Raw genomic sequence first — 24454 nt, forward strand, 5'->3', positions numbered from 1 at the left:
GCTATGAACTCTACTCTTAGTGCAATGTGTGATAAATACCCTGAACTAACGGTATGCATTCCGGATTTGGAAAAGGCTATTACCCTGTTGAAAAGCACCTTCCACTCCGATGGGAAGCTTCTTCTGTGCGGCAATGGAGGAAGCGCTTCCGACAGCGAGCATATTGTAGGAGAGCTGATGAAAGGCTTTCGATCTCCAAGAATATTGCGCGATGAAGATAGAGAGCCGTTCCTGCAGCAGTTTCCGGAGGAAGGTAATTTTCTTGCGGGGCATCTGCAAGGGGCACTTCCTGCGATTTCCTTAGTAAGCCACACTGCTCTTGCTAACGCGTATGCCAACGATGTTTCTTCTGAAATGGTGTTTGCTCAACAAGTGTACGGTTACGGGAGGACGAATGATATATTGCTCGGAATTAGCACATCGGGTAATTCACTCAACGTAATAAGGGCTGTGCAGGTGGCCAAGGTGCGCGGGCTACAAACCATCGGTCTTACAGGTAGAAGCGGAGGGCGAATGGCAGGGCTGTGCGATGTGACTATCCGTGTACCCTGGGATCTAACTCCGGATATTCAAGAGCGACATCTGCCCATTTATCATGCCTTATGCATCGTACTGGAGGAGGAATTTTTTCCTTCATGACACTTCTAGCTGGAATTGATATTGGGGGCACCAAATGTGCGGTAAGCTTGGGTATTCAAACAGACGATCAGGTACGAATCATAGCCAAACGCAGATTTCTCACTTTAGCTTCATCAGACTCAACAATAGAGAGGCTGGTGAGTGATTTGGAGGAGCTGCTGCATGAGCATGCGGCAGAGGGTCCGATTAGGGCTATAGGAATCAGCTGTGGTGGACCTCTTAACAGCAAGGCCGGAATAATCCTGTCGCCTCCTAATTTGCCGGGCTGGTCACGGGTTGATATCATTCGACCTTTTCGTGAGCGGTTCGGTGTTCCCGTCGCGTTGCAAAACGATGCCAACGCATGTGCTTTGGCGGAATGGCAGTGGGGGGCAGGGCGCGGCAGCCGTAATATGATCTTTCTGACCTTCGGTACAGGGATGGGCGCTGGATTGATTTTGGATGGAAAGCTTTATTCGGGAGCATCCGATATGGCAGGAGAAGTAGGTCACATCCGGCTGGAGCCGACAGGACCGATGGGATATGGAAAGATCGGCTCCTTTGAAGGCTTTTGCAGCGGCGGAGGCATTGCCGAGCTCGGAAGGATGATGGCAAACCAGATGTTTGCTGAAGGGAAGCATCCCTCCTTCTGTCCGACGCCTGCAGGGATCGCAGCAATAACCGCAGAAGCAATCGGTGAAGCTGCTCAGAGGGGGGAGACGGATGCGCTGCTTATTTTCCAAGAGGTTGCCTATAATTTAGGCAGAGGGCTTGCTATATTGGTCGATATATTAAACCCTGATTGTATTGTTATTGGCAGTATATATAGAAGACAGCAGGCTATCCTCGAACCCATCATATGGGAAGAGCTGAGATGTGAAGCCCTACCTCATTCTTTATCCGTATGCAAAGTGCTGCCTGCAGAGCTGAAAGACAACGTAGGAGATTTTGCTGGGTTGTCTGTTGCGATGCATCAGCTGTTGAATGAAGGGTCTCTTGCTTGATTTCTATGAAATGCAGGTATTATTTTTCACTAATAAGAAGGTGTTTGGGAAAGGAGCAGCTATAATGAAACAAACAATTGTAAACGGTGTGTGGCCAACCATGCTGACGCCATTCACGAAAACAGGCGCCTTAGATGAGCATGGATTAGAGCAGTTGGTTGACTGGTATATAGATCAGGGGGTTCACGGCTTATTCGCCGTTTGTAATTCAAGTGAAATGTTTAAGCTAAGCTTAGAAGAGAGAGTAAGAGTAGCAGAAATTACGGTTCAACGAGCTGCTGGGCGTGTGCCTGTTATCGCATCGGGTCATACCTCAGAACGTCTGGAGGACCAGATTGAGGAAATTACACGCATATCCGCTACAGGAATCGATGCATTCGTCCTTTTGAGCAACCGACCTGCGGCTGAGAACGAATCAGAGTCTATTTGGAAAAGCAATGTAGAACGGTTACTAGAGGCTGTTCCTGATATGCCTTTTGGTTTATATGAATGTCCGGTTCCGTATAAACGGCTGATGAACCCTGCTTTATTGCAATGGTGCGAATCTACGGGGCGGTTTTTATTTCTAAAAGATACATGTTGCAATCTGGATGAGATCAAGGCGAGACTGGATACTTTGAAAGGAACAGGGCTGCAGCTATTCAACGCAAATGCGGCTACACTGCTTGAGTCGCTAAAACTTGGAGCAGCAGGCTTCAGCGGTGTCATGGCCAACCATCATCCAGCATTGTACGTATGGTTGTTAGAGAATTGGCGGACGCAGCCTGAGGCAGCAGAGCGGTTACAAAACTTTCTGGGAGTAGCATCTGGCATCGAGGGCCTTTATTACCCAGTGGATGCGAAATACAGTCTGCAGCTCGCTGGACTCCCTGTGACACTGACAACACGCGTGAAGGACGCTGCCGGATTTCAGCCGCATCAGCAAATAATGGTGGAACAATTAAAGAAATACTCCGATGAGCTCTTTGAAGGATTATTATCGAAGAAAAATGCTTCATCCCTTTAAGAGAAGATAAGAAGTCTCCATTCCACAAAGAAGTGGCATGGAGGCTTTTTTATTGATCTTGGGAATTGACTAATAATTATTAAATAGTAGCTACCCAGTCGTAGTCTTATGCTGTAACATGGAAATATCTGTTTGATTTTTGGGGCTTTTTCTACATATTTATTTCCTTGAGCTTACGTTATTTTAAGAAAGGATCAGGCAAAGGAAGTTTCATATGAACCAATCCCGCTAACAGCGTCGAAGGAAAATGATGCGTCTGGAAGGTTATTAAAGGGTACTAGAGAAAGATAGTACTTAAATTATTCCTACGGATGGCTATACTTATAAATAAAGGTAATTGCAGAAAGAGGGTGCGTTAAATGAGCAGAAAATGGGTTGAAAAAGAAGGCTTGCGTTGGGTAGATAACCAGATTGTAACCCGCGAGCAATACAATCAAATTGTAAGCTTATATGATGATAAAAAGCATGCAATTGGTGTGCTTCCGGTGTTAGGCAGTATTTTAGTCGGATTAGGCATTCTAAGCTTTGTCGCGGCGAACTGGCAGGACATTCCACAATTAGCCCGATTGTTCATGATTGCAGTACTGATGATTGCTTTTTATGCGGGTGGAGAAACGTTATTGAGGAAAGGGCACGATAAGCTCGGTACTGCATTGATAGCCTTGGGTTTAATTACATTTGGGAGCGGGATCATACTAACCGGTCAAATGTTTCATTTGATGGCATACGACAGTACTTCTTTTATTGTCTGGGGTACAGTTGGAATACTGTTGACTTACTTGTATCGCAGCCGATTTTTATATTTAATAAGCTTGCTGATTTTTACCATAACCCAGTGGTATAGCTCCGTTTCAATGGATCATTTCAGCTTCATAGCTTTTGCGATTATGGTTATCGGTCTCGGCTATTACAGCTGGAAACAGAAAAGTGCACTGCTAGTTTGGTGTTTCAGTTTAAGCTATATCTTACAATCGTTGATGCTTGTAGTTCTTATGGATTGGAAGTTTTTCTGGTTTTTCGTACCGATCATGGCCTTGTACACAGTGGGAGATTACCTTAAGGAACGCAGTGGAGGATACGCATTGCAGTCGGTTCCACTTATAGCAGCTTTTGTGTTTAATGTGTTTGTTGTGCTGCTGTATGACGAATTAAACGCGAACGATCTTAAAGAGTTGCTCCCGGATAACTATTATTTCATTGGAAGCTTACTGCTCCTATTTGTGGTATCTGTCTTAGGTAAGATTAAAAATAAACGGGCCTCCAGCTCGTTCGAATGGATTTTGGTAGCGCCCTTCGCTTATCTGCCGTCCGGTGCCGCTATGCTATATTTGTTAGCTCTGTTTTTCTTCTCCTTCTATGTATTGTGGAGAGGTTATATTGAGGAGTGGCGCTTCAAGATCAATTTCGGTACGGTACTATTTATTTGTTCAACTATGGTCGCTTACGGTAAATTGACATGGGCATTTATGGATAAATCGCTGTTTTTTATAATCGGAGGGCTGCTATTGCTTGCTCTAAGCTGGTTCTTGAATCGCAGGAAAAAGCAATTTTTTGAAGAAGGCAAGGGAGGGAATCCGACATGAGCGAACAAACACAAAAGCGCCCGCGACGTGCTAAGCTGCTGCTCTGGATTGTACTGCTTCAGATCCTTTTTTTAGGTGGAATTGCTGGTTCCTATTATGCGGTTGATTGGTTTGGTGAAGAGATTAAGCTAAAAACGGTGCCTGTAGATCCTCGTGATTTGTTATACGGTGATTATGTCGTTTTGAGCTATGAGATTAGTCAATTGAGTCCAGCCTTGTGGAAAGGCGGAGGCGAACTGCCTAAACAAGGGAGTCCAGTGTTTGTTCTATTGAAACCGGAGAATGGTCTGTATGTAGCTTCTGGTATTTATTCCGAGAAACCAACGGTTGAAGCGGGACAGACGATCTTGAAAGGACGGATTACTTCCAGCTGGAGAGAAGGAATTCATGTGGAATATGGCCTAGAACAATATTATGTTCCTGAAGGTACGGGGAAAGAGCTGGAGGAGAAAGCAAGAAATATGATTGTCGCGGTAAAAATTGCCTCTTGGGGGCAAGCTAAAATCGTCGGCTTGGAATATTGATCCAGAACAGTTGGACAGTTAGGGAGTAGCCCTGGCTGTCTTTTTTTGTTGCTCATAGAATTGATTTGTTGGGGTAAGGGATTGAGCGAAGCTTAGCCCTTGTATCTACCGCGGACCGTTTACTTGCTTTCCTCTAAATGGGATGGGTGCGGAACATGGATACTCTATTTTGCCATGCACACGTGATCATTCAAGTGGAACGGAACTACGATCCTTTATTTGTATCCAAACAGGGCATGTGGGCAGGTTAGAGACGGAAAATAACGCATTGTAGTTCCGCAAATCATGAATTTGATAGGTGCTAAGACAAATAGCGTACTGACGTTCCCTCCCACTAGAATGACTTGAGCAATTTTAAATAAGGCATCCTAGTTCCCTCTACCAATGGTTGCACCTCCACCCTTACGATACCAACGTTTGCAGTAAAGCCTATGCAGGTCTTTGAATACGGATTAAAAAGCAAGAGTCGAACAAAAAAAGGGAAGGGTGAGCGATTGCGTCCGCACTGAGCATAACACAGTGCGTCTGGGGCCCGGTCAGGCAATATTTAGAACGGTGCATGGTTTACAGAAAAATGCAGGGGTGGTACCATTACGATAAATAAACATAAGTGCGGAATGTAGTTAGGTAACTCGGCCGGACGCAGCTAGAAAGGGGAATTAAGTTCGGATGGAAACATGGAAACGAAATTTATGGCTTTTGTGGGTCGGGTGCTTTGTTACCTCGGCTAGCTTTACTATGGTTGTACCTTTTTTACCGTTATTTCTAATTCATATTGGGGTAAATGAAAATTTAGAGATGTGGTCAGGCTTGTTGTTTAGTTCGGCCTTTCTGGCAGGTGCCATTTCGGCTCCGTTCTGGGGTGCGATGGGTGATAAGTATGGCCGAAAGCCAATGATTGTGCGGGCGGGCTTTGTCATATGTATAATTTATGTGCTTACCGCGTTTGTTACTAGTCCCTATCAATTGCTAGCTTTGCGTATCGCACAGGGTTTGCTGACCGGATTTATTCCGGGTTCCATTGCATTAGTGGGAACGAACACACCCGAGAACAAAGTTGGCTACGCGCTTTCCATGATGTCTACAGCAACGGCAACCGGAGGTATTATGGGTCCGCTGCTTGGGGGAGTTATATCCAAATTGCTGGACAACCGTGTTGCTTTTGCTAGCGCAGGGGTTCTTGTTTTGTTGGCGACGCTCTTAATCCTATTTTGGGTGAAGGAGGAGAAAATTGTTGCTGGCAAACAGCGACCTCCTTTTTTCGGATCACTTAAGCTATTGGCGCAAAATCGTGCGCTGATGACAGTACTGTTGTTGACCCTTTTGACACAGCTATCTGTTATGACTATCGAACCGGTATTGCCTTTGTACATTGTTCAAATCGGCGGATCGGTCAAGGATGCTTCATTGTTAGCGGGTATTGTATTTTCAGTAGTTGGAGTTGCCAGTCTTATTTTTGCCCCGCGGTGGGGGAGATTAGGGGACAAAATTGGATTCAGGAAAATATTGCTAGTGGGTTTATTAGTAGGTGGCCTTGGTAATCTTGCGCAAATTCCGTTTCATGATATATGGGGATTTTCTATTGTTCGGTTCGTCTATGGGGCATTCTTCTGTGCTGTATTTCCAGCATTAAACGCTCTTATTGTCCGTACGACACCAACCGAATTCCGTGGGCAGGCTTTTGGTTTGAACCAGACAGCCAATCAATTAGGAGGAATGCTAGGGCCCTTAGTCGGAGGCGTAATAAGTGGCGTGTTCTCGATCCACAGTGTATTTTGGGTCACTGGCTTACTCCTAATTTCCACTATGGGACTGGCATACCTGCTGGATAAAAAGCCTTCCTCGCAGGATTCTGTTGCAGCCTAACGGAGAAGTCTTAAGCTTGTCTGTCGGGTCTGGCACTGGCGGAATAATAGCGTGATTAAGAAGGCTGTACTATACGGCAGGTGCAGCTTAGAGGCAAATACGAGTTTGCGTTAAAATAATAGGAATAGGATTTCCAAAGGTATAGAAGGGAGTGTATAGGATGAAAGCGGAGCAGTGGTCTTTACCAGGCGGTATGTTAATTTGGGACCGCACACAGCAAATAGAGCATGAGGAAGTGCTCGTTCCGTTTGCGTTGGACGAGCTGTTGTGCAGGCAGGTTGGTGAAGGAGGGGCGCCTATTATACATATGTGGCGGCATCCAAGAGCACTGGTTATGGGCCTGAGGGACAGCCGTCTTCCGCATGCGCTGAAAGCTAAGCAGTGGTTGGAAGCTCAAGGGTATTCTGTTGCGGTGCGCAACTCCGGCGGAGCTGCTGTCCCGCTTGATCTGGGAGTCGTTAATATTTCGCTTGTAATGCCCAAGCGACAAGGGCAGATTGATTATCGTCATGACTTTGAGACAATGTACAGCTTAATCAAAGATACGCTGCAAGCCTTATCGCCAGATGTGGAAAAGGGTGAGATCAAAGGCTCCTATTGCCCTGGTGATTATGATCTCAGCATCGGGGGGCGCAAGTTTTGTGGAATTGCACAACGGCGGCAGGCTCACGCGATTGTTGTGCAGGCGTTTGTTGTGGTTCGGGGAGATGGTGCTAGCCAAGCAACGCTAGCCCGTGAGTTTTACCGGATTGCTGCTGAGGGAGCCGATGGGCAATGCTTTCCGAAGGTGGCCGAGCATAGCATGGCCAGCCTGGAGGAGCTCATCGGACTTGCGGATGAGCAGCGGTTCGTTGACTCCGTGAAGCAAACGGTGCGTGAACGGAAGCTGACAGCGGCCGCTGATGCAGGTCCGCTATCGCTGCCCGATGAGCAGCAGATTGCGGAGACGGTAGCGATGCTGAAAGCTCGCTATGGAATTGCATGAGTGCATGAGGCTTGGTGGAGCGGAGTAGGTGAGGCTGGTAGTTATTTTACATGTAAAAGAGAATGGACAACTCTCTAGTGTTTGTTAATCAGACTGGCATCAAAGTACACAACAATGGGCACGCAGGGTTGTGCTCCGATATTATTCTTTGATGCCGGGCAGACGACTTTCTAGCCGCTCTATGAGTTCGCCATAAGTGTCGCGCAGGTCTTTTATAGTTATAAGTTCAGGTGTATTAGCCGCTTCTTCAGCCGTGTGTCCCTTAAGAATAGTATCAAGGCCATTATAATTGAACTTCAAATCTTTATAGGATTGATCAAGCTTTTCCAAAACAACGCCAATTAAAGTGCTATATTGTTCCATAAGTTTGTTTTCACTCCTTTAGGGAATTCCTCCCTCTAGTTTGCTTGCATTGGGGTACGATGTTTCGATGCAGCACCTATCCACAGATTCGGTTAATAGTATGAAGTTAAGTTAAGCTCCATTTATTTCAAAGTATACTCTATTACTGGGCAGTATGAATGCCTTCATTAAAAAAAAGCTGCTTTATCAGCAGCTTAGCATTTCACTGTCCATCCCCACTTATCCTGCACTTTGCCGTATTGTATTCCCGTTAAAGTATCGTACAGCTTTTGTGAGCAGGCTCCAGTTATTCCTTCATTAATCACGATGTCGCGGTTGTTCCAAAATAATCCACCCACTGGTGAAATGACAGCAGCAGTTCCTGTGCCGAATACTTCTTCCAATAACCCATCATCGGATGCGCGCATGATTTCATCTATGGAGATTTTACGTTCCGAAACATGGATACCCCATTCTCTTAACAAGTGGATGACACTATTACGCGTGATCCCCTCCAGGATGCTGCCGTTTAATTCGGGGGTAATAACCTCGCCATTTATTTTGAAAAAAACATTCATACTCCCGACTTCTTCGATGTAAGTTCTCTCAATTCCATCCAGCCATAGCACTTGAGAACAGTTATGCTGTTCCTTAGCTTCCATTTGACCCTTTAAGCTTGAAGCGTAATTCCCAGGAGTCTTGGCATGGCCAGTACCCCCTTGAACGGCTCTAACGTAATGATTATCAACGAAAATGCGTATGGGCTTCAAGCCTTCCTCGTAGTAGGCGCCTCCTGGGGAAAGAATGATAGCAAACAGATAGTGATCGGATGAACGTACGCCTAGAGCGGCCTCCGTGGCAATAATAAAGGGACGGATATATAATGAGGTTCCTTCCATTGAAGGGATCCAGTCCGCCTCAACGCGGATCAGGGTTTGCAGGGCTTCCACAAAAAAAGCTTCATCTATAGGCGGAATACTTATTCTTGTGCTGGAGTGGTTTATTCGCTGCGCGTTTTTGTCAGGGCGGAACAACAGAATCTGTTCATCAACGGAACGATAAGCCTTCAATCCCTCGAACACGGCTTGACCATAATGAAAAACCATCGATGCTGGGTCTAGCTCCAAGGGGCCATAAGGAACAATACGAGCGTCATGCCAGCCTTCATCCGAGGAATAATCCATCAAAAACATATGGTCAGTAAAATGCTTGCCGAAGCCTAATGATTGTTGTTCGGGTTTCGGTTTTAGCTGAGTGCTTTTTTCAATACGTATTGGATTCATAATTAGGTACCTCCTCAAATTGGCAATAAAAATATGTATTCCTCCAAATATAAGAGATTATTATTCATTGATCAATTACAATTTAGTTCTTATTATTATAGATAGCATCGATTAATATTAGCGAGGTGAGCAGTTGTGGAGCATCGGCTTTTGGAATATTTTATTGCGGTATGCGAGGAATTGCATTTTACGAGGGCAGCAGAGAGACTTGGGATCAGTCAATCCACGCTAAGCCATCAAATCCAGCTATTGGAACATCGAGTAGGAGCGCCTTTATTAACGAGGATCGGTAAAAAAACTTATATATCGGAAGCGGGAGAACTTCTTTTAAAGCATAGCAGGAATGCATTTCACGAGCTCGACCAAGCCCAGGCCGCGATTAATGAATTAAGCAGTATGCAGCGGGGAAGATTGCGTATCGGCTGTTCAGGCAACCATCTGCTGACCTCGGCTATGATCTCATTTCATAAGCAATTTCCTGGCGTAGAGCTTTCTGTAACAGAGCTGGCAACCGACGAAACGAAAGAAGGCTTATTGACGAATCAACTGGACATAGGGGTTGTATTTTTACCATTTGAGGACGATTTGCTGGAGAGTATCACATTGTATAACGAAGAATTACAGCTGGTAGTGTCAGATCGAAGCAGCCTAGCAGATGCACAATGTATTGAAATGAAGGAGCTGCAGAGCTACCCCATACTGATGCTGCAGAAAAAGTTTCTGGTTCGCCAAATGATGGACAACTATTGTACGGAGCACGGCTTCCTCATAAAACCGATACTCGAGTTGTCCACCTTGGACTCTTTACTTCAAATGGCTAAAAGCAACATCGGGGGAGCTGTGCTGCCTCGGTCTTATTTGATAAATAATGGGGGTCCGGACATCCGTCCCATTCCCATCATAGATCCGGTCCCTCATAAATCGGTTGGAATTGTTTATCGAAAAGAGACGTATATGTGTGCGTCAATCCAAACCTTTATCCGTGAATTGAGAAACAGCTTCGAGGTGTAGAGGTTGGCAGGAATATAATTATTTTTCATGCACCAGTTCATATCAGTCCCACCTACAGTCGTTCAAAGAGTTGGCCGCGGTTTAAGCTTAAGCCTTATTTATAAAAATAGCTTCATCGCGGCGGGCAGCTCATGCTGCCAAAATCCCCATAAATGCTTGCCTTGTTTCTCGAAGTAAGTCAACTGACAGTTTCTTGCTTCGAGGAGCTCCCGTGTTTGCCGGTTTGCCTCAAGGAAGTCGAAGGTTCCGCGTTCTGTTATTACCTCTTGCTCTTCCAAACCAATCAGCATATACAGCTTCAGCCAAGATAAATCCGCTTCCTTCGCAATCCGCTCCTGAGTTGATTGTAAAAACGCCCCTGATAAGGATATAACTTTGCCAAATAGGTCACGATAATCTAAGGCGAGATGCAAGGATACGGTACCTCCCAATGAATCTCCGGCCAAAATGCGCTCCGATTGGGAAGTGCGAACCGGGTATTTTTGCTCGACAAACGGCAGCAGCTCCTGAGTGAAGAATCGACAATAATCTTCAAAAAGCGCACCATCCGGTGCATACTCAGACGTACGAACGGCTGTAATCGTGTCAACACAAACGATAATTGCAGGTTCTACGCCTTCATCGTAAACTAAACGGTTCATATGAGTGGCGATTCTGCCGAAATTAATGAACTGCTCACCATCCTGGCAATAAATAACGGGATAGGTAATGAGTTCCTGATATCCTGGGGGCAATGAGATACGTACGGTGCGGGATTCACCTAGAATGCTCGACGGAACAAGCTCTTTGACAATGTTTCTTTTGTAATAGAAAGAGTCATCCATGAGGTTGTCCTCCTGTTGTATTATAATAGTTTGCTGAAATTTAATCATCTGTATTATATGTTTTTTGAAACTGTTATATAGCGTAATATCGAAAAAGATCATATAATTCAGGAGGGTAGTTGTTTTATTACGGAAAACAGGTTTATAATACTACTATAACAGAAACTCCGGTTTCAAGGCATTAAAATCTATCGTTGAGGTGAATGTACATGAGTAAGCCATATGAAGTGGCCGTATCTGAGGTGCTTCCTTTATCCGTTTTAGCACCTGATGGTACCATTGTAAATGAAAATGAAATGCCGAAATTGACTGACGATCAATTGAAAGAATTGATGAGACGCATGGTATTTACGCGTACTTGGGATCAACGTGCTGTTAACTTGACCCGTCAAGGACGTCTTGGTTTCTACGCTCCGGTTTCCGGACAAGAAGCGACAATGATCGGCAGCGAATTCGCTTTAAATAAAGATGATTTTATCTGTCCAGGCTATCGGGATATGCCACAAATCGTATGGCATGGTCTTCCGATGTACCAAGCTTTCTTATATTCACGGGGCCATCAGCATGGCGGACAAATTCCGGCTGATGCACATGTACTAATGCCGCAAATCATTATTGGTGCACAAATTTTGCACGCGATGGGCGTTTCCATGGCATTCAAAAAGCGCGGCGAAAAGCGCGTAGCTATTACGTACACAGGTGACGGAGGTTCTTCAGAAGGCGATTTCTATGAAGGAATGAACTTTGCCGGAGCGTTCAAGCTGCCAACGATTTTTGTCGTTCAAAATAACGGCTATGCGATCACAACTCCTTTCTCCAAGCAAACTGCTGCAGCATCTGTAGCTCACAAAGCAGTAGCTGCTGGTATTAAAGGTGTTCAAGTTGATGGAATGGACGTGCTTGCTGTAGTGAAAGCCGTTCAAGATGCTGCTGAGCGCGGACGTAACGGTGAAGGTGCAACACTGATTGAAGCCATCACTTACCGTTTCTTGCCTCACTCCATGTCCGGTGATGATCCGTCCAAATACCGTACGAAGGAAGAGACAGCGGATTGGGAAGCAACAAGAGATCCGTTGAACCGCTTCCGTATTTACTTGACAGCTAAAGGTCTTTGGACTGAAGAAGATGAAAACAAAGCTGTAGAAGATGCGAAAAATACGGTTGCTGAAGAAATTAAAAAAGCAGAGCAAACGGAAAAAATGACAATTCCAGGCTTGATTGATAGCATGTTCGAAACTACACCGCATCATTTGGAAGAGCAAAAAGCGGATTATATCGGTTAAAAGAGGAGGAAGCAGACCATGGCACAAATGACAATGATTCAAGCGATCAAGGACGCAATGCGCGTTGAGCTGGAGCGCGATCCTAACGTTGTAATATTCGGGGAAGATGTAGGTAAAGTCGGCGGTGTATTCCGTGCAACGGAAGGACTGCAAGCAGAATTCGGAGAAGATCGCGTATTTGATACGCCGCTAGCAGAATCCGCAATCGGCGGTTTGGCTGTAGGTATGGGTATTCAAGGCTTTCGTCCGATTGCCGAGATTCAATTCGTTGGTTTTATCTATGAGGCATTGGATCAAATAGCTATCCAAGCCGCACGTATGCGTTACCGTTCCGGCGGCCGCTACAATGCGCCGATTACGTTCAGAACTCCTTTTGGCGGCGGCGTAAAAGCAGCTGAGCTTCATACAGATCCATTGGAAGGCTTGCTTACGCAAACGCCTGGTATCAAGGTAGTTGTTCCTTCAAATCCATACGATGCAAAAGGCTTGTTGATTTCCGCAATCCGTGATAATGATCCTGTATTCTTCATGGAGCATTTGAATTTGTACCGTTCTTTCCGCGCAGAAGTGCCGGAAGGTGAATACACAGTGCCTATCGGCAAAGCGAACGTAGTTCGCGAAGGCTCAGACGTTACCATCATTACTTATGGTGCTATGGTTCATACGTCCTTGAAGGCTGCTGAAGAAATCGAAAAAACTCGCGGAACTAAAGTTGAGGTTATTGACCTTCGTACCTTGATGCCGCTTGATATCGATACCATCGTTGAATCCATTAAGAAAACTAACCGCGCTATTGTTGTACAAGAAGCGCAAAAATCTTCAGGTATTGCAGCCGAAGTTATCGCTCAAATTAATGAGAAAGCGATCCTTCACCTTGAAGCTCCAGTGCTTCGTGTAACACCTCCAGATACGGTATATGCTTTTGCACAAATTGAAGACCAATGGCTTCCTAACCCAGCTCGTATCGTTGCTGGTTTAAATAAAGTTTTGGATTTCTAGAAGTTCGGTGAATAACTGCCGCTGCGAGTGCGGATCATTCTTCCGATCGCTCTTGTCCCCGGATTTTTTGAATAATACCGTTTAACGGTAAAAATCCGTGGACAAAGGCGAACGCTAACGCTTCTCCAGAACGATTCCGCCCTCTTCGCTTTTTTATCATCGAACTTCTAGGCGAAGTAGTGCTAGTAATAAAGAGGTGCTGGGTACAAAGCACCCTACACGGGTAATACAATTAATAGGCCTGCCTTTAAGCGCAAGCTAGTTCTATATATCCCAAGCGTAGCGGGATTGTGATTTTTGGAGTTTAAAAAGATTGAGGGTTAAGCTTTACTTAGATAAAGGGATAGGTGAAGGTCGGTGTAACTGACGGAGAGTTTACGTGCCGCCTTTGAAAACAGGTTTCTTCATCTGAAACTCATCAATTAAGGAAACCTGTTTTCAACAGCGGCCGGAGTCAGTTAGCAGCGAGCCGGAACCGTTGACACTTTATCGGGAGATTGCGAGCTACCCTATCTTTTAAACTCCAAACCAACAATTCCTCCTACGCCATACTTAGGAGGTTGCAAATCGTGGCGGTATTCGAATATAAATTCCCTGAGCTTGGCGAAGGGATTCACGAAGGTGAGATCGTCAAGTGGCTTGTGAAGCCGGGTGACGTGGTCGATGATGAGACGATCATCATGGAAGTGCAAAATGACAAGTCCACGGTAGAAGTGCCATCCCCGTTAGCGGGCAAAATCATCGAGATCAAAGTCGCTGAAGGCACAGTTTGTACGATCGGCGATTTAATCGCTACAATCGAAGTTGAAGGCGAAGTGCCTCAGCAAGCGAGCCATGGACATAGCGAAACCGTTGCTGCGGCACCTACAGCGCCTGCAGCTGCACCAGAAGCTGAGTGTGCAGTTGGCGGAGCTATCGCGGCGAACGTCGCGAACTCGCAGCTGGACACACCGATGGCAAGCGCAGCCCCTGCGGCAGCGCCAACAGCGGGAGCATCCGCTGGCAAGGCTTTGGCTACGCCAAGCGTGCGCAAGCTCGCTCGCGAGAAAGGCTTGAACATCGCACAAGTCACACCTAGCGGGCCAAATGGCCGCGTGACGAAGGAAGATGTTCTTGCCTTTGCCGCAGGCGGAGGTGTGCCTGCGGCTGCACCGGCAGCTGCAAGCGAAGCGCCAGCAGCTGGAGCAGCTCCAACTGCTGCAGCACCTGCAGCAGTAGTGCAAGGAGAACGCGTCGAAGAACGCGTTCCGTTGAAAGGCATTCGCAAAGCTATCGCGAATGCAATGGTCAAATCCGTGTACACGGCTCCGCACGTGACACTTATGGACGAAGTCGACGTCACACAGCTCGTCGCTTTGCGCGGTAGAGCAAAAGCAGCTGCAGAGAAGAAGGGCGTTAAGCTGACTTATCTGCCATTCATCGTGAAGGCTTTGGTTGCTGCGGCACGTCAGTTCCCAGCTATGAACGCAATGATCGACGAAGAGAAGAACGAGATCGTCTACAAAAAGTACTACAACATCGGAATCGCAACAGATACCGACAACGGCTTGATTGTTCCGGTTATCCATGATGCGGATCGTAAAAATATTTGGTCTATCGCTGAATCCATCAAAGATTTGGCAACACGCGGTCGTGATGGTAAGTTGTCCCCTGCAGAAATGAAAGGCGGCACACTATCAATCACTAACATTGGTTCCGCTGGCGGTATGTTCTTTACACCGGTCATTAACTTCCCTGAAGTATCGATCTTAGGAACAGGTCGTATTACTGAGAAGCCGGTTGTGAAAAATGGAGAAATCGTCATTGCTCCAGTAATGGCACTGTCTTTAAGTTTCGATCACCGTATTATTGACGGCGCAACAGCTCAAAACTTCATGAACTACATCAAGCAGCTGTTGGCTGATCCAGAGCTTCTAATTATGGAGGTGTAAGATATGGTAGTAGGAGACGCTTCCGTCGAAATTGACGTATTAGTCATCGGTGCTGGTCCTGGTGGTTATGTAGCAGCTATTCGTGCTTCACAGCTAGGTAAAAGTGTACTGGTTATCGATAAATCCGAGGTGGGCGGCGTATGCTTGAACCGTGGCTGCATCCCTTCCAAGGCATTAATTAATGCAGCACATCAGTATGAGGCTGCTACTCATAATAATTCCATCGGGATTACTGCTGAGAATGTAAAGGTTGATTTCAGCAAGGTTCAAGAATGGAAATCCGGAATTGTGAAGAAGATGACCGGCGGTGTCGGTCAACTGCTTAAAGGCAATAAAATTCAAGTGTTTAACGGTGAAGCTTTGTTTATTAATGAAAATGAAGCGAGAGTGTTTAACGACAATGAAACCGCTCGTTACCGTTTCAATCACTGCATCATCGCTACAGGCTCCCGTCCAATCGAATTAAAAACCTTCCCGTTCGGCGGACGCATCCTGTCCTCAACGGAAGCTCTTGATTTAAAGGAAATTCCGGAGAGCATGGTTGTTATCGGCGGAGGCTATATCGGAATCGAGTTGGGTCAAACCTACTCCAAGCTAGGTACAAAAGTTACAGTGCTGGAAGGCTCTGATTCTGTACTTCCTGGCTTTGAAAAAGAACTTTCATCACTAGTTGGACGCAATCTTAAAAAAGGCGGCGTAGAAGTATTCACTGAAGCTTTGGCGCAAGGTTGTGAGCAAACGGATAAAGACGTAACTGTCACCTTCACGGTAAAAGGCGAAGAACAAAAAGTAACCGCTCAGTATGTTCTGGTAACGGTTGGACGTCGTCCTAACACAGATGGAGACTTGTCTCTTGAATTGGCAGGAGTCGAAATTGGCGAACGTGGATTTATCAAGGTAAATGAAAAATGCCAAACCAATGTACCTCATATTTACGCAATTGGTGATATCGTTGCAGGTCTGGCATTGGCTCACAAAGCCTCCTACGAAGGTAAAATCGCGGCAGAAGCCATTGCAGGACTTACAAGCGTTGTTGACTACAAATGTATTCCGGCAGTCGTATTCTCTGATCCGGAAATTGCAAGTGTAGGATTGAACGAAACCGAAGCCAAAGAGAAGGGAATTAACCTTTCTATCGGTAAATTCCCTTATGGCGTTAACGGCCGCGCAATGACGATGAATCTGTCCGAAGGCTTCGTGAAGCTGATTGGCGACAAGGATTCTGGCCTATTGTTAGGTGCTCAGGTTGTTGGTGCAGAAGCATCGAACCTGATAGCGGAATTGGCTTTGGCTATTGAGTTAGGCGCTACAGTAGAGGATATCGCATTAACTATTCATGCACATCCGACACTAGGCGAGATTACAATGGACGCGGCAGAAGTAGCGTTAGGACACCCGATCCATGTACTAGGACGCAAGTAATTGTTATAAATTGAAAGAGCTTGGGGCTTGTTTGTGCCTCAAGCTCTTTTTTACGTTGAATAGAACCTACTTCCTCATAGCCTGCTTCCTTATGCCAATTATTAGCTGAATATATACCTGAAAAGTTTTACTGTATTCTTCCCTCCAGGGAGCCTCATAAACAGAACAGAACGATGACGGTTTTTCTTCTGCGGTCTGTCCAAGAACTGCCCCAATGTCATAGAATTTTTTTTGTTCATTGGATTCACCTCTTAATTAGTTGTTTATAATTGTATGCTTCGTTCATTTTGTCCTATGAGTTTAATTCCAATTAATTCCTTAATATGATAAAATAAATTTCAGAAAATGTTCGAACATACATATATTGGGCGGGTGGAAAAGCTTGAAAAATCGCAAAATGATACCAAAGCTAATGACCGCTATTATTTTACTAGCAGCACTGAGCCAGATCGATGAGCCGAGAGTGGCCGCTGTTGAGAATAAATCGTTCCCGGATTTGCCAGAGAGCCATTGGAGCTATAAGGCTGTTCAAGAAATGTCCGGGAAACAGATTGTTGATGGATACCCTGATGGAACCTTTCGTCCCAACCAGACGTTGACAAGAGCGGAGTTTGCCGCGTTGCTTTACAAAACAGCTCGATTGGAGGAGGCAAAGGCTAGCTCCAAAGCATCTTCATACCAAGATGTGGATTTATCTGCTTGGTACAAGCCCTATGCTGATGCTCTTAGAGGAATATTTGTACAAAACGAGTTAAAGGGAGTAGAGGAGCTATTTAATCCGGATGCACCCGCTTTGCGGGAGGATGTTGCAGCCGCTATTGTGCGTTTACGTGGTTGGAGCGGTGGGAGCTCGTCAGACCTGAGGGCTAGGTTCAAAGATGTTAACACCATCTCCGAAGGAGCAACTCAGGAGCTGGCCACCGCCGTTGACCGTGGCATTATTTCTGGATATGAGGATGGAACCATCCGCGGCAAAGCGGCACTGACAAGGGCGGAAGCCGCGATGCTTCTTACCAAATCGTTTTCTGAAGGACCGTCTTCGGTAGCGGATCAAGTTAGTGTAAAGCAAACCGAGGTTGAATCCCAAACTTCCGTGATTCCAATTAAGGCTAAGCCTGTGAATCAGAAGCCGCTTTATGCAATTGTCGATATGCTGGCCAGAGATGATGGTGTGAATACTTATACATCAAGTAAATTAGATTTCACCCTTAGTAATGGTATTCATTCGCAAAATAAAATAACTAAACATCTTATTACTGATCTATCAGTAGATTATAAAGGAGATATTTATTTTGTAGAGACAAAGGTTGACTTAAATACTCCTTCTACAGTAAAGCGATTGGACGAGGAGTCTCATCTTCCTGTAACAGAATTATTTATAGATGATTCTTTGTTTTCCTCATTATCCGGTCCTATATTCGAGAAAATGAAAGAAAATAGAGTGTTAACAAAGAATCATTTTCTACCAGTCAAGTTACTTTCTTCTGTTAACAATGTAGACAAACAATTCATAGGTAATTGGCCTGACACTAAGTTTTGGTCCTTATTCACTTTTTTAGGTCGAAAGGTACATATGGCAAGCACGAAAATAGGGACCATGATGAAGTCGGAAGATTTCATCATTCAGCTGCCGAATGGAGATTACATATTCAGTGATATTACAAATGGAACTATTCAGCGAATAAAACCTGGTGACGGAGATAATGAAGAGTTGGTATCTACTTCTTTTAGTGGGAGGCCGTTAGCTGCACTGATTGAAGGGGAACAGCTGTATATATTGGATCCTGGATTAAAATCGATAGTGAAAGTAGATATCCATTCAAGGAAAGTAGTTGAAAAAGTAGTTATACAAATAGAGAATATTACTTACGCAGTTGCAAAAGATAACCAATTTTATATTTCTTCTGAAAAAAACTTGTTTTCCGTTGATGTATCCGGTCGTATAGACCCATTTCTGGAGGAGAGGCAGTTTGTTTATAACGATTTAATTTCAGGCAATCAAACTGTAGGGACTAAGAATCAAATGGATATAGTGCAGATCAGCGAATTTGCATTTGAACCGACAGGTAATATAGTTTTTATAGATGACATGACGGGGAGCTTTATTCGCAGGTTAAGATTAGTTAAGGAGCAGCCGAATCAATCGAAATCACTTCCTATTATTCAGACTGGTGCTAAATTGGCTAAAATCCAGATGGAAAAAATTGCACATGGAGTAGGAATTCAAGTAGATCAAAAAGAAAATATGATTTCGTCGATAATGATGAATGAAGAAGGTAACTTATACTTGTTAGAAAAAAACAAATCATTTAGTACTATCATAGACCCTTTGATTCTTAAAAAAAGCAGCTTTCTAAAATTGTGGAACCAAGGCTCGTCAAGGTGGAACGATTTGGATAACAGATATTATGGTATGCGATTTGAATATTATGATGCCGAACAGAAGCTACTTAAACCCAAGGATTATTGGTACACCGGTGGGCTATATTTCGATGGCCGAAACAATGCTATGCACAGAGCGGCTTGGAGTCAGGAACTGAACATTGCTACAGTAAATAGAATATACCCAGAATCGATAACTGTTGGTTATATGGCTGGAAGGGGAGCTGTTACCGAGCAAGACTTTGTTGCCTTCGATGGCACGGGTCAAATCGTTGTGAGTGATGTGAGCCAAGGAGATTTATGGTTTATTGGTCGGGATCGTCAGGGCTACAAGCTTTCTCCGTCTGAGGTTGGCAAACATATTCGTTATTCAGGGAAATCTACAGCAGCCATCTGGAAAGATCAGAATCTGTATGTTCTGGATGCCGGCAATAAAACAGTGACAGAGCTGAAATTGAATGTCCCCCAATACATTGCGCAAGCAGTAGATGTAAAAATTGACGGTGTAATTGATGCAGTGAACGTATATGGAGATAAATTTTATGTGATGTCCGGGAGCAAGCTTTACCGAATTGAAACGGATGGAAGTATTAGTTCATCGGAAGATTTGACTGAATATTTGATCGAGAAAACACCAGTTAGCAAGATAAGCATAGACTCGAATGGAAGGTTGATGCTGCTGGATCAGAAGGGTAATTTGCTAAGAATTCATTTTTAATATGATAAATGATTAAAATGAAAAGGGAAGCCTGCGGATATCCGAAAGCTTCCCTTTGATATTAGAATGAAGTAAGACGGTAAGATTGACTTATTTCTTCAACATTTCAAATACTTGCTCAACGTCTTTATCCCCGCGGCCAGACAGATTGATGATAATAATCTGATCCCTGTTCATTGTTGGTGCAAGCTTCTTAGCATGAGCTACGGCGTGGGCACTTTCAAGAGCAGGGATGATCCCTTCGGTTCGGGATAGCTCCTGAAATGCTTCCAAAACCTCCTCATTGGTTACAGTTACGTATTCAGCACGACCTGATGCTTTAAGGTAACTGTGTTCAGGCCCAACACCTGGATAATCGAGACCAGCCGCAATCGAATAAGTTGGCTTCGGGTCGCCATTCTCATCAAGCAGTACCAAGCATTTAAATCCATGAATGACGCCTGGTACTCCTTCGGTTAAAGTAGGTGCCCGATCGGGCTCTACACCGATTAACCGTACGGAGGGCTCATCAATATAATGGGCAAAAGCACCTATGGCGTTGCTTCCACCACCGACACATGCCAGAACGGCGTCAGGAAGTCTGCCTTCCTTTTCCAGTATCTGACGTTTCGATTCCTCACTCACAATGGATTGGAAATGCTTAACCATTGTTGGGAATGGATGCGGACCCACTGCAGAACCTAATAAGTAGAATGTGGTTTTATAATTCTGGATTAAGTCATTAAGCGCTTCATCGACCGCATCTTTCAATCGGGCTTGTCCTTTTGTGACAGGTACTACCTTGGCACCAAGCAGTTCCATACGGAACACATTTAATGATTGGCGGCGGGTATCTTCAGCACCCATATAAATTATGCACTCCATATCGAACATAGCACAAGCTGTTGCTGTTGCTACACCGTGCTGGCCTGCGCCGGTTTCGGCAATCACTCTTTTGGCTCCCATACGTTTGGCAAGAAGGATTTGCCCAATAACATTGTTGATTTTATGTGCGCCTGTATGATTGAGGTCTTCGCGTTTCAAGTAAATTTTTGCGCCGTTCCAACGATCGGTCAGCTGCTGGGCAAAGGTGAGCGGATTCTCACGACCCACGTATTCTCTAAGATAATAGCGGAATTCCTCGTTGAACTCGACATCATCCTTGTATTTATTAAATTGTGCAGCCAAATAGTCCAATACTTCCTTTAAATCAGGGGGAACAAAGCTACCGCCAAACTCTCCAAAATATCCTTCTTGTGACAATTCCTGATTCAAATTGATCAGCCTCCTAATTTGGTTCGTATGTAAATGTAATCTTTTGTTTATTATAGCAAAAAAAAGCGTAGTAATTGTAAAATAAAATTTACGTGGTAGGGTGGGAAAATTGAAGTTGAGCAAATCAGGCCGAATTGGGGCCGTACTAACGAGTGGTTTATTTCTGGTTGCATTGTGCGGAGTAAGCATAGAGGCTGCCAGTGCAGAATAAAGATTGTTTCTGGATCTACCAGAATCGCATTGGAGCTACGAAGCCGTTCAGAAGATGGCTATCAAACAAATCATAGAAGGCTACCAGGATGGAACCTTCCAACCCTCTCAGAACTTAACGAGAGCCGAATTTGCTGCGCTGCTGTACAAGACGGCTCGTTTGAACGAATTAGAGACGAAGCCTCCTGGTTCCTCATTTCGTGATGTAGACCAAGCTGTCTGGTATAGACCTTTTGCTGAAGCGCTCGGAGGAGCATTTGTTCGAAATCATGCGGTAACTGAACTGGATGTGTTCGATCCAGAAGCTCCCGCGCTGCGCGAGGATGTAGCCGCAGCTATTGTGCGAATTAGGAAGTGGACTGGCAGCGGGCAGATGCAGTTGAAGGATCAATTCAAGGATGCTGATACAGTCGCTCCTAACGCTGGATTCAAACGGTCGTTTGGTAATGCGGGACCAGAGTGGAACTATAAAAAGAATTCAGTTCTATGGCAAATAAAAAGCTGGGAACGCGGGTGACTCGAGGAGAGCGATTGTTTACTAGTTAGTCCGAGGAAGTTTAATGGGGTACGGTCTTCTTAGTATATCCACTTGTAAATTATGGCATGCTAATATAAAAGGGGATAAAGTTATGGACTTTGCATCGATCGTATTATTAGCATTAATTACTCCGGTATTCATTTTGATCATATATATTATGACAAAAACAGTGATAAAAAATAAAATTCCTGACAGTCGATATAACCCATTTGATTACATTACAGGGCAAACTAATGTTCAATTTCAGGATCAAAAGGAAGAAAAAGAAGAAGATGACGAGCATGGCGATGACAAAGATAAGAACCTCAAATAAACTAAATCCTGTTCCCCCTCCGGGGATAGCAGGATTTTTTTGTTGTGGCCTCTTACTATTTAATACCAACCCAAATATTTCCTTTAAAAAACCAAAAAAACTATTGCAATAAAATTTATTAAGATGTACGATACAAATAATATAAAACGCTTACATTTACATATATTCCTTTTTGAACCGAATCAATAATGCTTGACACCTATTCTATTAAACCGGTTTAATACGTTTTTTAACACTCAATAAAACAAGGAAAAGCTATTATTTTAAATGCTATTAAACCGGTTTAATCTATCAGGAGGTGAGGGTGCAGCAATGATTTTTAGTTTTTTTATGAAGAAGAACTGAAGTATTAGTTATTACAATGGAGGGGATTAGTTTGAAAAAGAACGGCTTGCTCTTTTTGATGATTTTGATCCTAACAGTAGTTTTGGCAGCATGTGAAAGTGATCCAACAGCCAAAACAACAGTGGAGGTAACGAAGACTCCTGCTCCTGTTGTTCCAGTGAAGACAGATGGGTATAAAGAAGCTCCGATGCTCAATAAACTTGTTACTGCCGGCACGCTGAAGCCAGTTGTAGAACGGATGCCTGTTAAAGAAGATATCATGGTGGAAAACGTTCTTGAGGAGATAGGCAAATACGGCGGTGAATGGAAGCTCCCCTGGAAGGGACGGGATGACCGTTGGGTTGTAGGTCAACCTACCGAGGAGGCGCTGTTCCGTTTTAATAAGGATGGAAGTACGATTGAGCCGAACGTGGCCAAAGGCTATGAAGTGAATAAAGATTCGACTGAGTTTACGATCTTTTTGAGGAAAGGTATGAAGTGGTCGGACGGAATGCCTTTTACAGCTGACGATGTGCTGTTCTATTGGGAACACATGTTGACTAAAGAAACCTTCGGTAAAAAAATATATGACGCTTATTACTCAGTTGATGCGAAAACCGGAGAAAAAGCATTAGCCCAAATTACAAAAGTGGATGATTATACATTTAAGGTTACTCATAAGTTTCCTAGCGTGCAATTTTTAGAGCGTGTAGCGATTGACAATAAGTGGTTCCACGCACCGGCTCATTTTCAAAAAACGATTCTTCCGGAATATATCGGTGAAGAAAAAACGCTCGAAATAGCTAAAAAATGGGGCTTCGCCGATGTGAAATCCTTCTTGGTTGCAACGGGATATTACTATTGGGTACACCCGGAAATCCCGACATTAAGAGCTTGGGTAGCTAAGAACGATCCGAATAGCGACCAATTTATTATGGAACGTAACGCTTATTTCTGGAAGGTCGATAAAGAGGGCAACCAACTCCCTTATATGGATCGTATCGTAGCTTCTAAGGTTCAAGATCCTGCTCAAAGAATTCTGGGAGCGTTGGCCGGAAATTTCAATCTTCTTGACTTTGACTTTAAGGATTTTACGGTTTTGAAGGAAAATGAGAAAAAAGCGGACTTCCGTGTAATGAATTGGTCCACACCAGATTGGTCAAGTACCGGTCTTCAATTAAATCAAACAACCGAAGACCCTAAGCTGCGCAAGCTGTTCCAAGATATTAAATTTAGAGAAGCATTGTCTGTTGCCGTTGACCGCAAAGAAATTTCGGAAATTGTAACGAATGGATTAGGGAAATCTCAGCAGGCATCTGTTCCAGAAGGTTTGGTCGGATACCAAAAAGGTTGGGCTGAGCAATGGAGTGCTTATGATCCGAAACGTGCTAACCAGCTGTTGGATGAACTAGGCTTAACTAAGCGTGATAAAAATAACTTCCGTTTACATGAGGATGGTTCGGATTTATCACTTACCATCATTGAGTCAGGTCCTGAAAGCATGTCTTTCCTTGAGTTAGCCAAAAAGTATATTGAGACTGTCGGCGTTAAGGTTGATATCAAAGTGGTTGATAAAGGAACACATCAGGAGCTTAAGTACTCCAACAAAATTCCTGTAACGACAGAAAACATGGGTTTGGTCAATGTTGCTTTCCGGCCGGATACACTCGTACCTTTGAGAGTATTAACGCCTTGGAGCATCCAGTACGGACTTTATAATCAATCCGGTGGGAAAGAAGGAGTTAAACCCGAAGGGGATGTAGCTTTAATATTCGAAAACTGGAATAAAGTAAAAGCCTCTACATCGAAAGAGGAAGTTCTGAAATGGAGCAATGAAATTATTAAGATTCATCAAAAGAACCAGTGGGTGATCGGATATACAGGTCCAACACCTAAGCTGATTGTCGCTTCGAATAAAGTACGCAATGTGCCGAAGGATTTGATTTTCGCGGACGAATTCCGAAGCATCGGCCATGGCCATCCTTCCCAATTTTTTATTAAGCAATAGCTTGATTCTTTAAACGGAATCTAATA

The 24454-nt window shown here is 44.4% G+C and carries 20 protein-coding genes; 16 read left to right on the plus strand and 4 right to left on the minus strand.

Annotation, left to right across the window (positions count from 1 at the left end; all coding sequences use genetic code 11):
* Positions 1–3: 3 nt before the first annotated feature.
* From GC093_RS23375 to GC093_RS23405, 7 genes are all read left to right on the plus strand, one after another.
* The gene (locus tag GC093_RS23375; RefSeq protein ID WP_171654316.1) at positions 4–639 is read left to right on the plus strand and encodes a D-sedoheptulose-7-phosphate isomerase; all 636 of its coding nucleotides are present in this window, start codon (positions 4–6) and stop codon (positions 637–639) included.
* On the plus strand, positions 636–1622 hold the full coding sequence (locus GC093_RS23380) for an ROK family protein (RefSeq protein WP_171654317.1): 987 nt from the start codon (positions 636–638) through the stop codon (positions 1620–1622). Before GC093_RS23375 ends, GC093_RS23380 begins: the two co-directional genes overlap by 4 nt.
* Positions 1623–1686: 64 nt before the next feature.
* Complete coding sequence (locus GC093_RS23385) at positions 1687–2628, plus strand: dihydrodipicolinate synthase family protein (protein WP_171654318.1); 942 nt, start codon at positions 1687–1689, stop codon at positions 2626–2628.
* Positions 2629–2987: 359 nt separating this feature from the next.
* Positions 2988–4211 carry a DUF2157 domain-containing protein gene (locus GC093_RS23390; protein WP_171654319.1) on the plus strand — a complete coding sequence of 408 codons (1224 nt, stop codon included), beginning with the start codon at positions 2988–2990 and terminating at the stop codon, positions 4209–4211.
* The gene (locus GC093_RS23395) at positions 4208–4735 is read left to right on the plus strand and encodes a GDYXXLXY domain-containing protein (protein ID WP_171654320.1); all 528 of its coding nucleotides are present in this window, start codon (positions 4208–4210) and stop codon (positions 4733–4735) included. The genes GC093_RS23390 and GC093_RS23395 overlap by 4 nt, the downstream gene beginning before the upstream one ends.
* Positions 4736–5404: 669 nt before the next feature.
* A complete protein-coding gene (locus GC093_RS23400; RefSeq protein ID WP_171654321.1) occupies positions 5405–6601 on the plus strand; it encodes an MFS transporter in 1197 nt (398 codons plus the stop codon).
* A 160-nt stretch (positions 6602–6761) separates the two neighbouring features.
* Positions 6762–7586 carry a lipoate--protein ligase family protein gene (locus GC093_RS23405; RefSeq protein ID WP_171654322.1) on the plus strand — a complete coding sequence of 275 codons (825 nt, stop codon included), beginning with the start codon at positions 6762–6764 and terminating at the stop codon, positions 7584–7586.
* 141 nt (positions 7587–7727) lie between these two features.
* On the opposite strand, the gene GC093_RS23410 is transcribed toward GC093_RS23405, so the two are convergent.
* Positions 7728–7949, minus strand: coding sequence for a hypothetical protein (locus GC093_RS23410; RefSeq protein WP_171654323.1), 222 nt, complete (start codon positions 7947–7949; stop codon positions 7728–7730).
* Between the two features lie 194 nt (positions 7950–8143).
* A complete protein-coding gene (locus GC093_RS23415) occupies positions 8144–9211 on the minus strand; it encodes a branched-chain amino acid aminotransferase (RefSeq protein ID WP_171654324.1) in 1068 nt (355 codons plus the stop codon).
* Positions 9212–9346: 135 nt separating this feature from the next.
* Between GC093_RS23415 and GC093_RS23420 the strand changes: the two genes are divergently transcribed.
* On the plus strand, positions 9347–10222 hold the full coding sequence (locus GC093_RS23420; RefSeq protein ID WP_171654325.1) for a LysR family transcriptional regulator: 876 nt from the start codon (positions 9347–9349) through the stop codon (positions 10220–10222).
* Positions 10223–10320: 98 nt separating this feature from the next.
* On the opposite strand, the gene GC093_RS23425 is transcribed toward GC093_RS23420, so the two are convergent.
* Complete coding sequence (locus tag GC093_RS23425; RefSeq protein WP_171654326.1) at positions 10321–11046, minus strand: alpha/beta hydrolase; 726 nt, start codon at positions 11044–11046, stop codon at positions 10321–10323.
* Positions 11047–11255: 209 nt separating this feature from the next.
* Between GC093_RS23425 and pdhA the strand changes: the two genes are divergently transcribed.
* The 5 genes from pdhA (at position 11256) to GC093_RS23450 (ending at position 19781) form a co-directional block, all read left to right on the plus strand.
* A complete protein-coding gene (gene pdhA, locus GC093_RS23430; protein ID WP_171654327.1) occupies positions 11256–12329 on the plus strand; it encodes a pyruvate dehydrogenase (acetyl-transferring) E1 component subunit alpha in 1074 nt (357 codons plus the stop codon).
* An 18-nt stretch (positions 12330–12347) separates the two neighbouring features.
* Positions 12348–13328 (plus strand): alpha-ketoacid dehydrogenase subunit beta, encoded by a 981-nt coding sequence (locus tag GC093_RS23435; protein WP_171654328.1) that lies wholly within the window; start codon positions 12348–12350, stop codon positions 13326–13328.
* A gap of 569 nt (positions 13329–13897) precedes the next feature.
* Positions 13898–15259, plus strand: coding sequence for a dihydrolipoamide acetyltransferase family protein (locus GC093_RS23440; protein WP_171654329.1), 1362 nt, complete (start codon positions 13898–13900; stop codon positions 15257–15259).
* 3 nt (positions 15260–15262) lie between these two features.
* Positions 15263–16681, plus strand: a complete 1419-nt coding sequence (gene lpdA, locus GC093_RS23445) for a dihydrolipoyl dehydrogenase (protein WP_171654330.1) — start codon at positions 15263–15265, stop codon at positions 16679–16681.
* A gap of 397 nt (positions 16682–17078) precedes the next feature.
* Positions 17079–19781, plus strand: a complete 2703-nt coding sequence (locus tag GC093_RS23450; RefSeq protein ID WP_216624771.1) for an S-layer homology domain-containing protein — start codon at positions 17079–17081, stop codon at positions 19779–19781.
* A gap of 90 nt (positions 19782–19871) precedes the next feature.
* Here the strand turns inward: GC093_RS23450 and trpB are convergent, their stop codons facing one another.
* Positions 19872–21035, minus strand: a complete 1164-nt coding sequence (gene trpB, locus GC093_RS23455; RefSeq protein WP_216624772.1) for a tryptophan synthase subunit beta — start codon at positions 21033–21035, stop codon at positions 19872–19874.
* 214 nt (positions 21036–21249) lie between these two features.
* On the opposite strand from trpB, the gene GC093_RS23460 reads away from it, so the two are divergent.
* The 3 genes from GC093_RS23460 (at position 21250) to GC093_RS23470 (ending at position 24428) form a co-directional block, all read left to right on the plus strand.
* Complete coding sequence (locus GC093_RS23460; protein WP_171654332.1) at positions 21250–21762, plus strand: S-layer homology domain-containing protein; 513 nt, start codon at positions 21250–21252, stop codon at positions 21760–21762.
* Between the two features lie 112 nt (positions 21763–21874).
* Positions 21875–22096 carry a DUF3951 domain-containing protein gene (locus GC093_RS23465; RefSeq protein ID WP_216624773.1) on the plus strand — a complete coding sequence of 74 codons (222 nt, stop codon included), beginning with the start codon at positions 21875–21877 and terminating at the stop codon, positions 22094–22096.
* Between the two features lie 376 nt (positions 22097–22472).
* Complete coding sequence (locus GC093_RS23470; protein WP_246315114.1) at positions 22473–24428, plus strand: ABC transporter substrate-binding protein; 1956 nt, start codon at positions 22473–22475, stop codon at positions 24426–24428.
* The last annotated feature ends 26 nt before the right edge of the window (positions 24429–24454 follow it).

It is taken from the genome of Paenibacillus foliorum (assembly GCF_013141765.1).
GTDB classification, from domain to species: Bacteria; Bacillota; Bacilli; order Paenibacillales; family NBRC-103111; genus Paenibacillus_S; species Paenibacillus_S foliorum.

Coding starts and splice junctions, on each gene's coding strand:
- GC093_RS23375 (WP_171654316.1), top strand. CDS start 4: ATGAACTCTACTCTTAGTGCAATGTGTGATAAATACCCTGAACTAACG.
- GC093_RS23380 (WP_171654317.1), top strand. CDS start 636: ATGACACTTCTAGCTGGAATTGATATTGGGGGCACCAAATGTGCGGTA.
- GC093_RS23385 (WP_171654318.1), top strand. CDS start 1,687: ATGAAACAAACAATTGTAAACGGTGTGTGGCCAACCATGCTGACGCCA.
- GC093_RS23390 (WP_171654319.1), top strand. CDS start 2,988: ATGAGCAGAAAATGGGTTGAAAAAGAAGGCTTGCGTTGGGTAGATAAC.
- GC093_RS23395 (WP_171654320.1), top strand. CDS start 4,208: ATGAGCGAACAAACACAAAAGCGCCCGCGACGTGCTAAGCTGCTGCTC.
- GC093_RS23400 (WP_171654321.1), top strand. CDS start 5,405: ATGGAAACATGGAAACGAAATTTATGGCTTTTGTGGGTCGGGTGCTTT.
- GC093_RS23405 (WP_171654322.1), top strand. CDS start 6,762: ATGAAAGCGGAGCAGTGGTCTTTACCAGGCGGTATGTTAATTTGGGAC.
- GC093_RS23410 (WP_171654323.1), bottom strand. CDS start 7,949: ATGGAACAATATAGCACTTTAATTGGCGTTGTTTTGGAAAAGCTTGAT.
- GC093_RS23415 (WP_171654324.1), bottom strand. CDS start 9,211: ATGAATCCAATACGTATTGAAAAAAGCACTCAGCTAAAACCGAAACCC.
- GC093_RS23425 (WP_171654326.1), bottom strand. CDS start 11,046: ATGGATGACTCTTTCTATTACAAAAGAAACATTGTCAAAGAGCTTGTT.
- pdhA (WP_171654327.1), top strand. CDS start 11,256: ATGAGTAAGCCATATGAAGTGGCCGTATCTGAGGTGCTTCCTTTATCC.
- GC093_RS23435 (WP_171654328.1), top strand. CDS start 12,348: ATGGCACAAATGACAATGATTCAAGCGATCAAGGACGCAATGCGCGTT.
- lpdA (WP_171654330.1), top strand. CDS start 15,263: ATGGTAGTAGGAGACGCTTCCGTCGAAATTGACGTATTAGTCATCGGT.
- GC093_RS23450 (WP_216624771.1), top strand. CDS start 17,079: ATGATACCAAAGCTAATGACCGCTATTATTTTACTAGCAGCACTGAGC.
- GC093_RS23465 (WP_216624773.1), top strand. CDS start 21,875: ATGGACTTTGCATCGATCGTATTATTAGCATTAATTACTCCGGTATTC.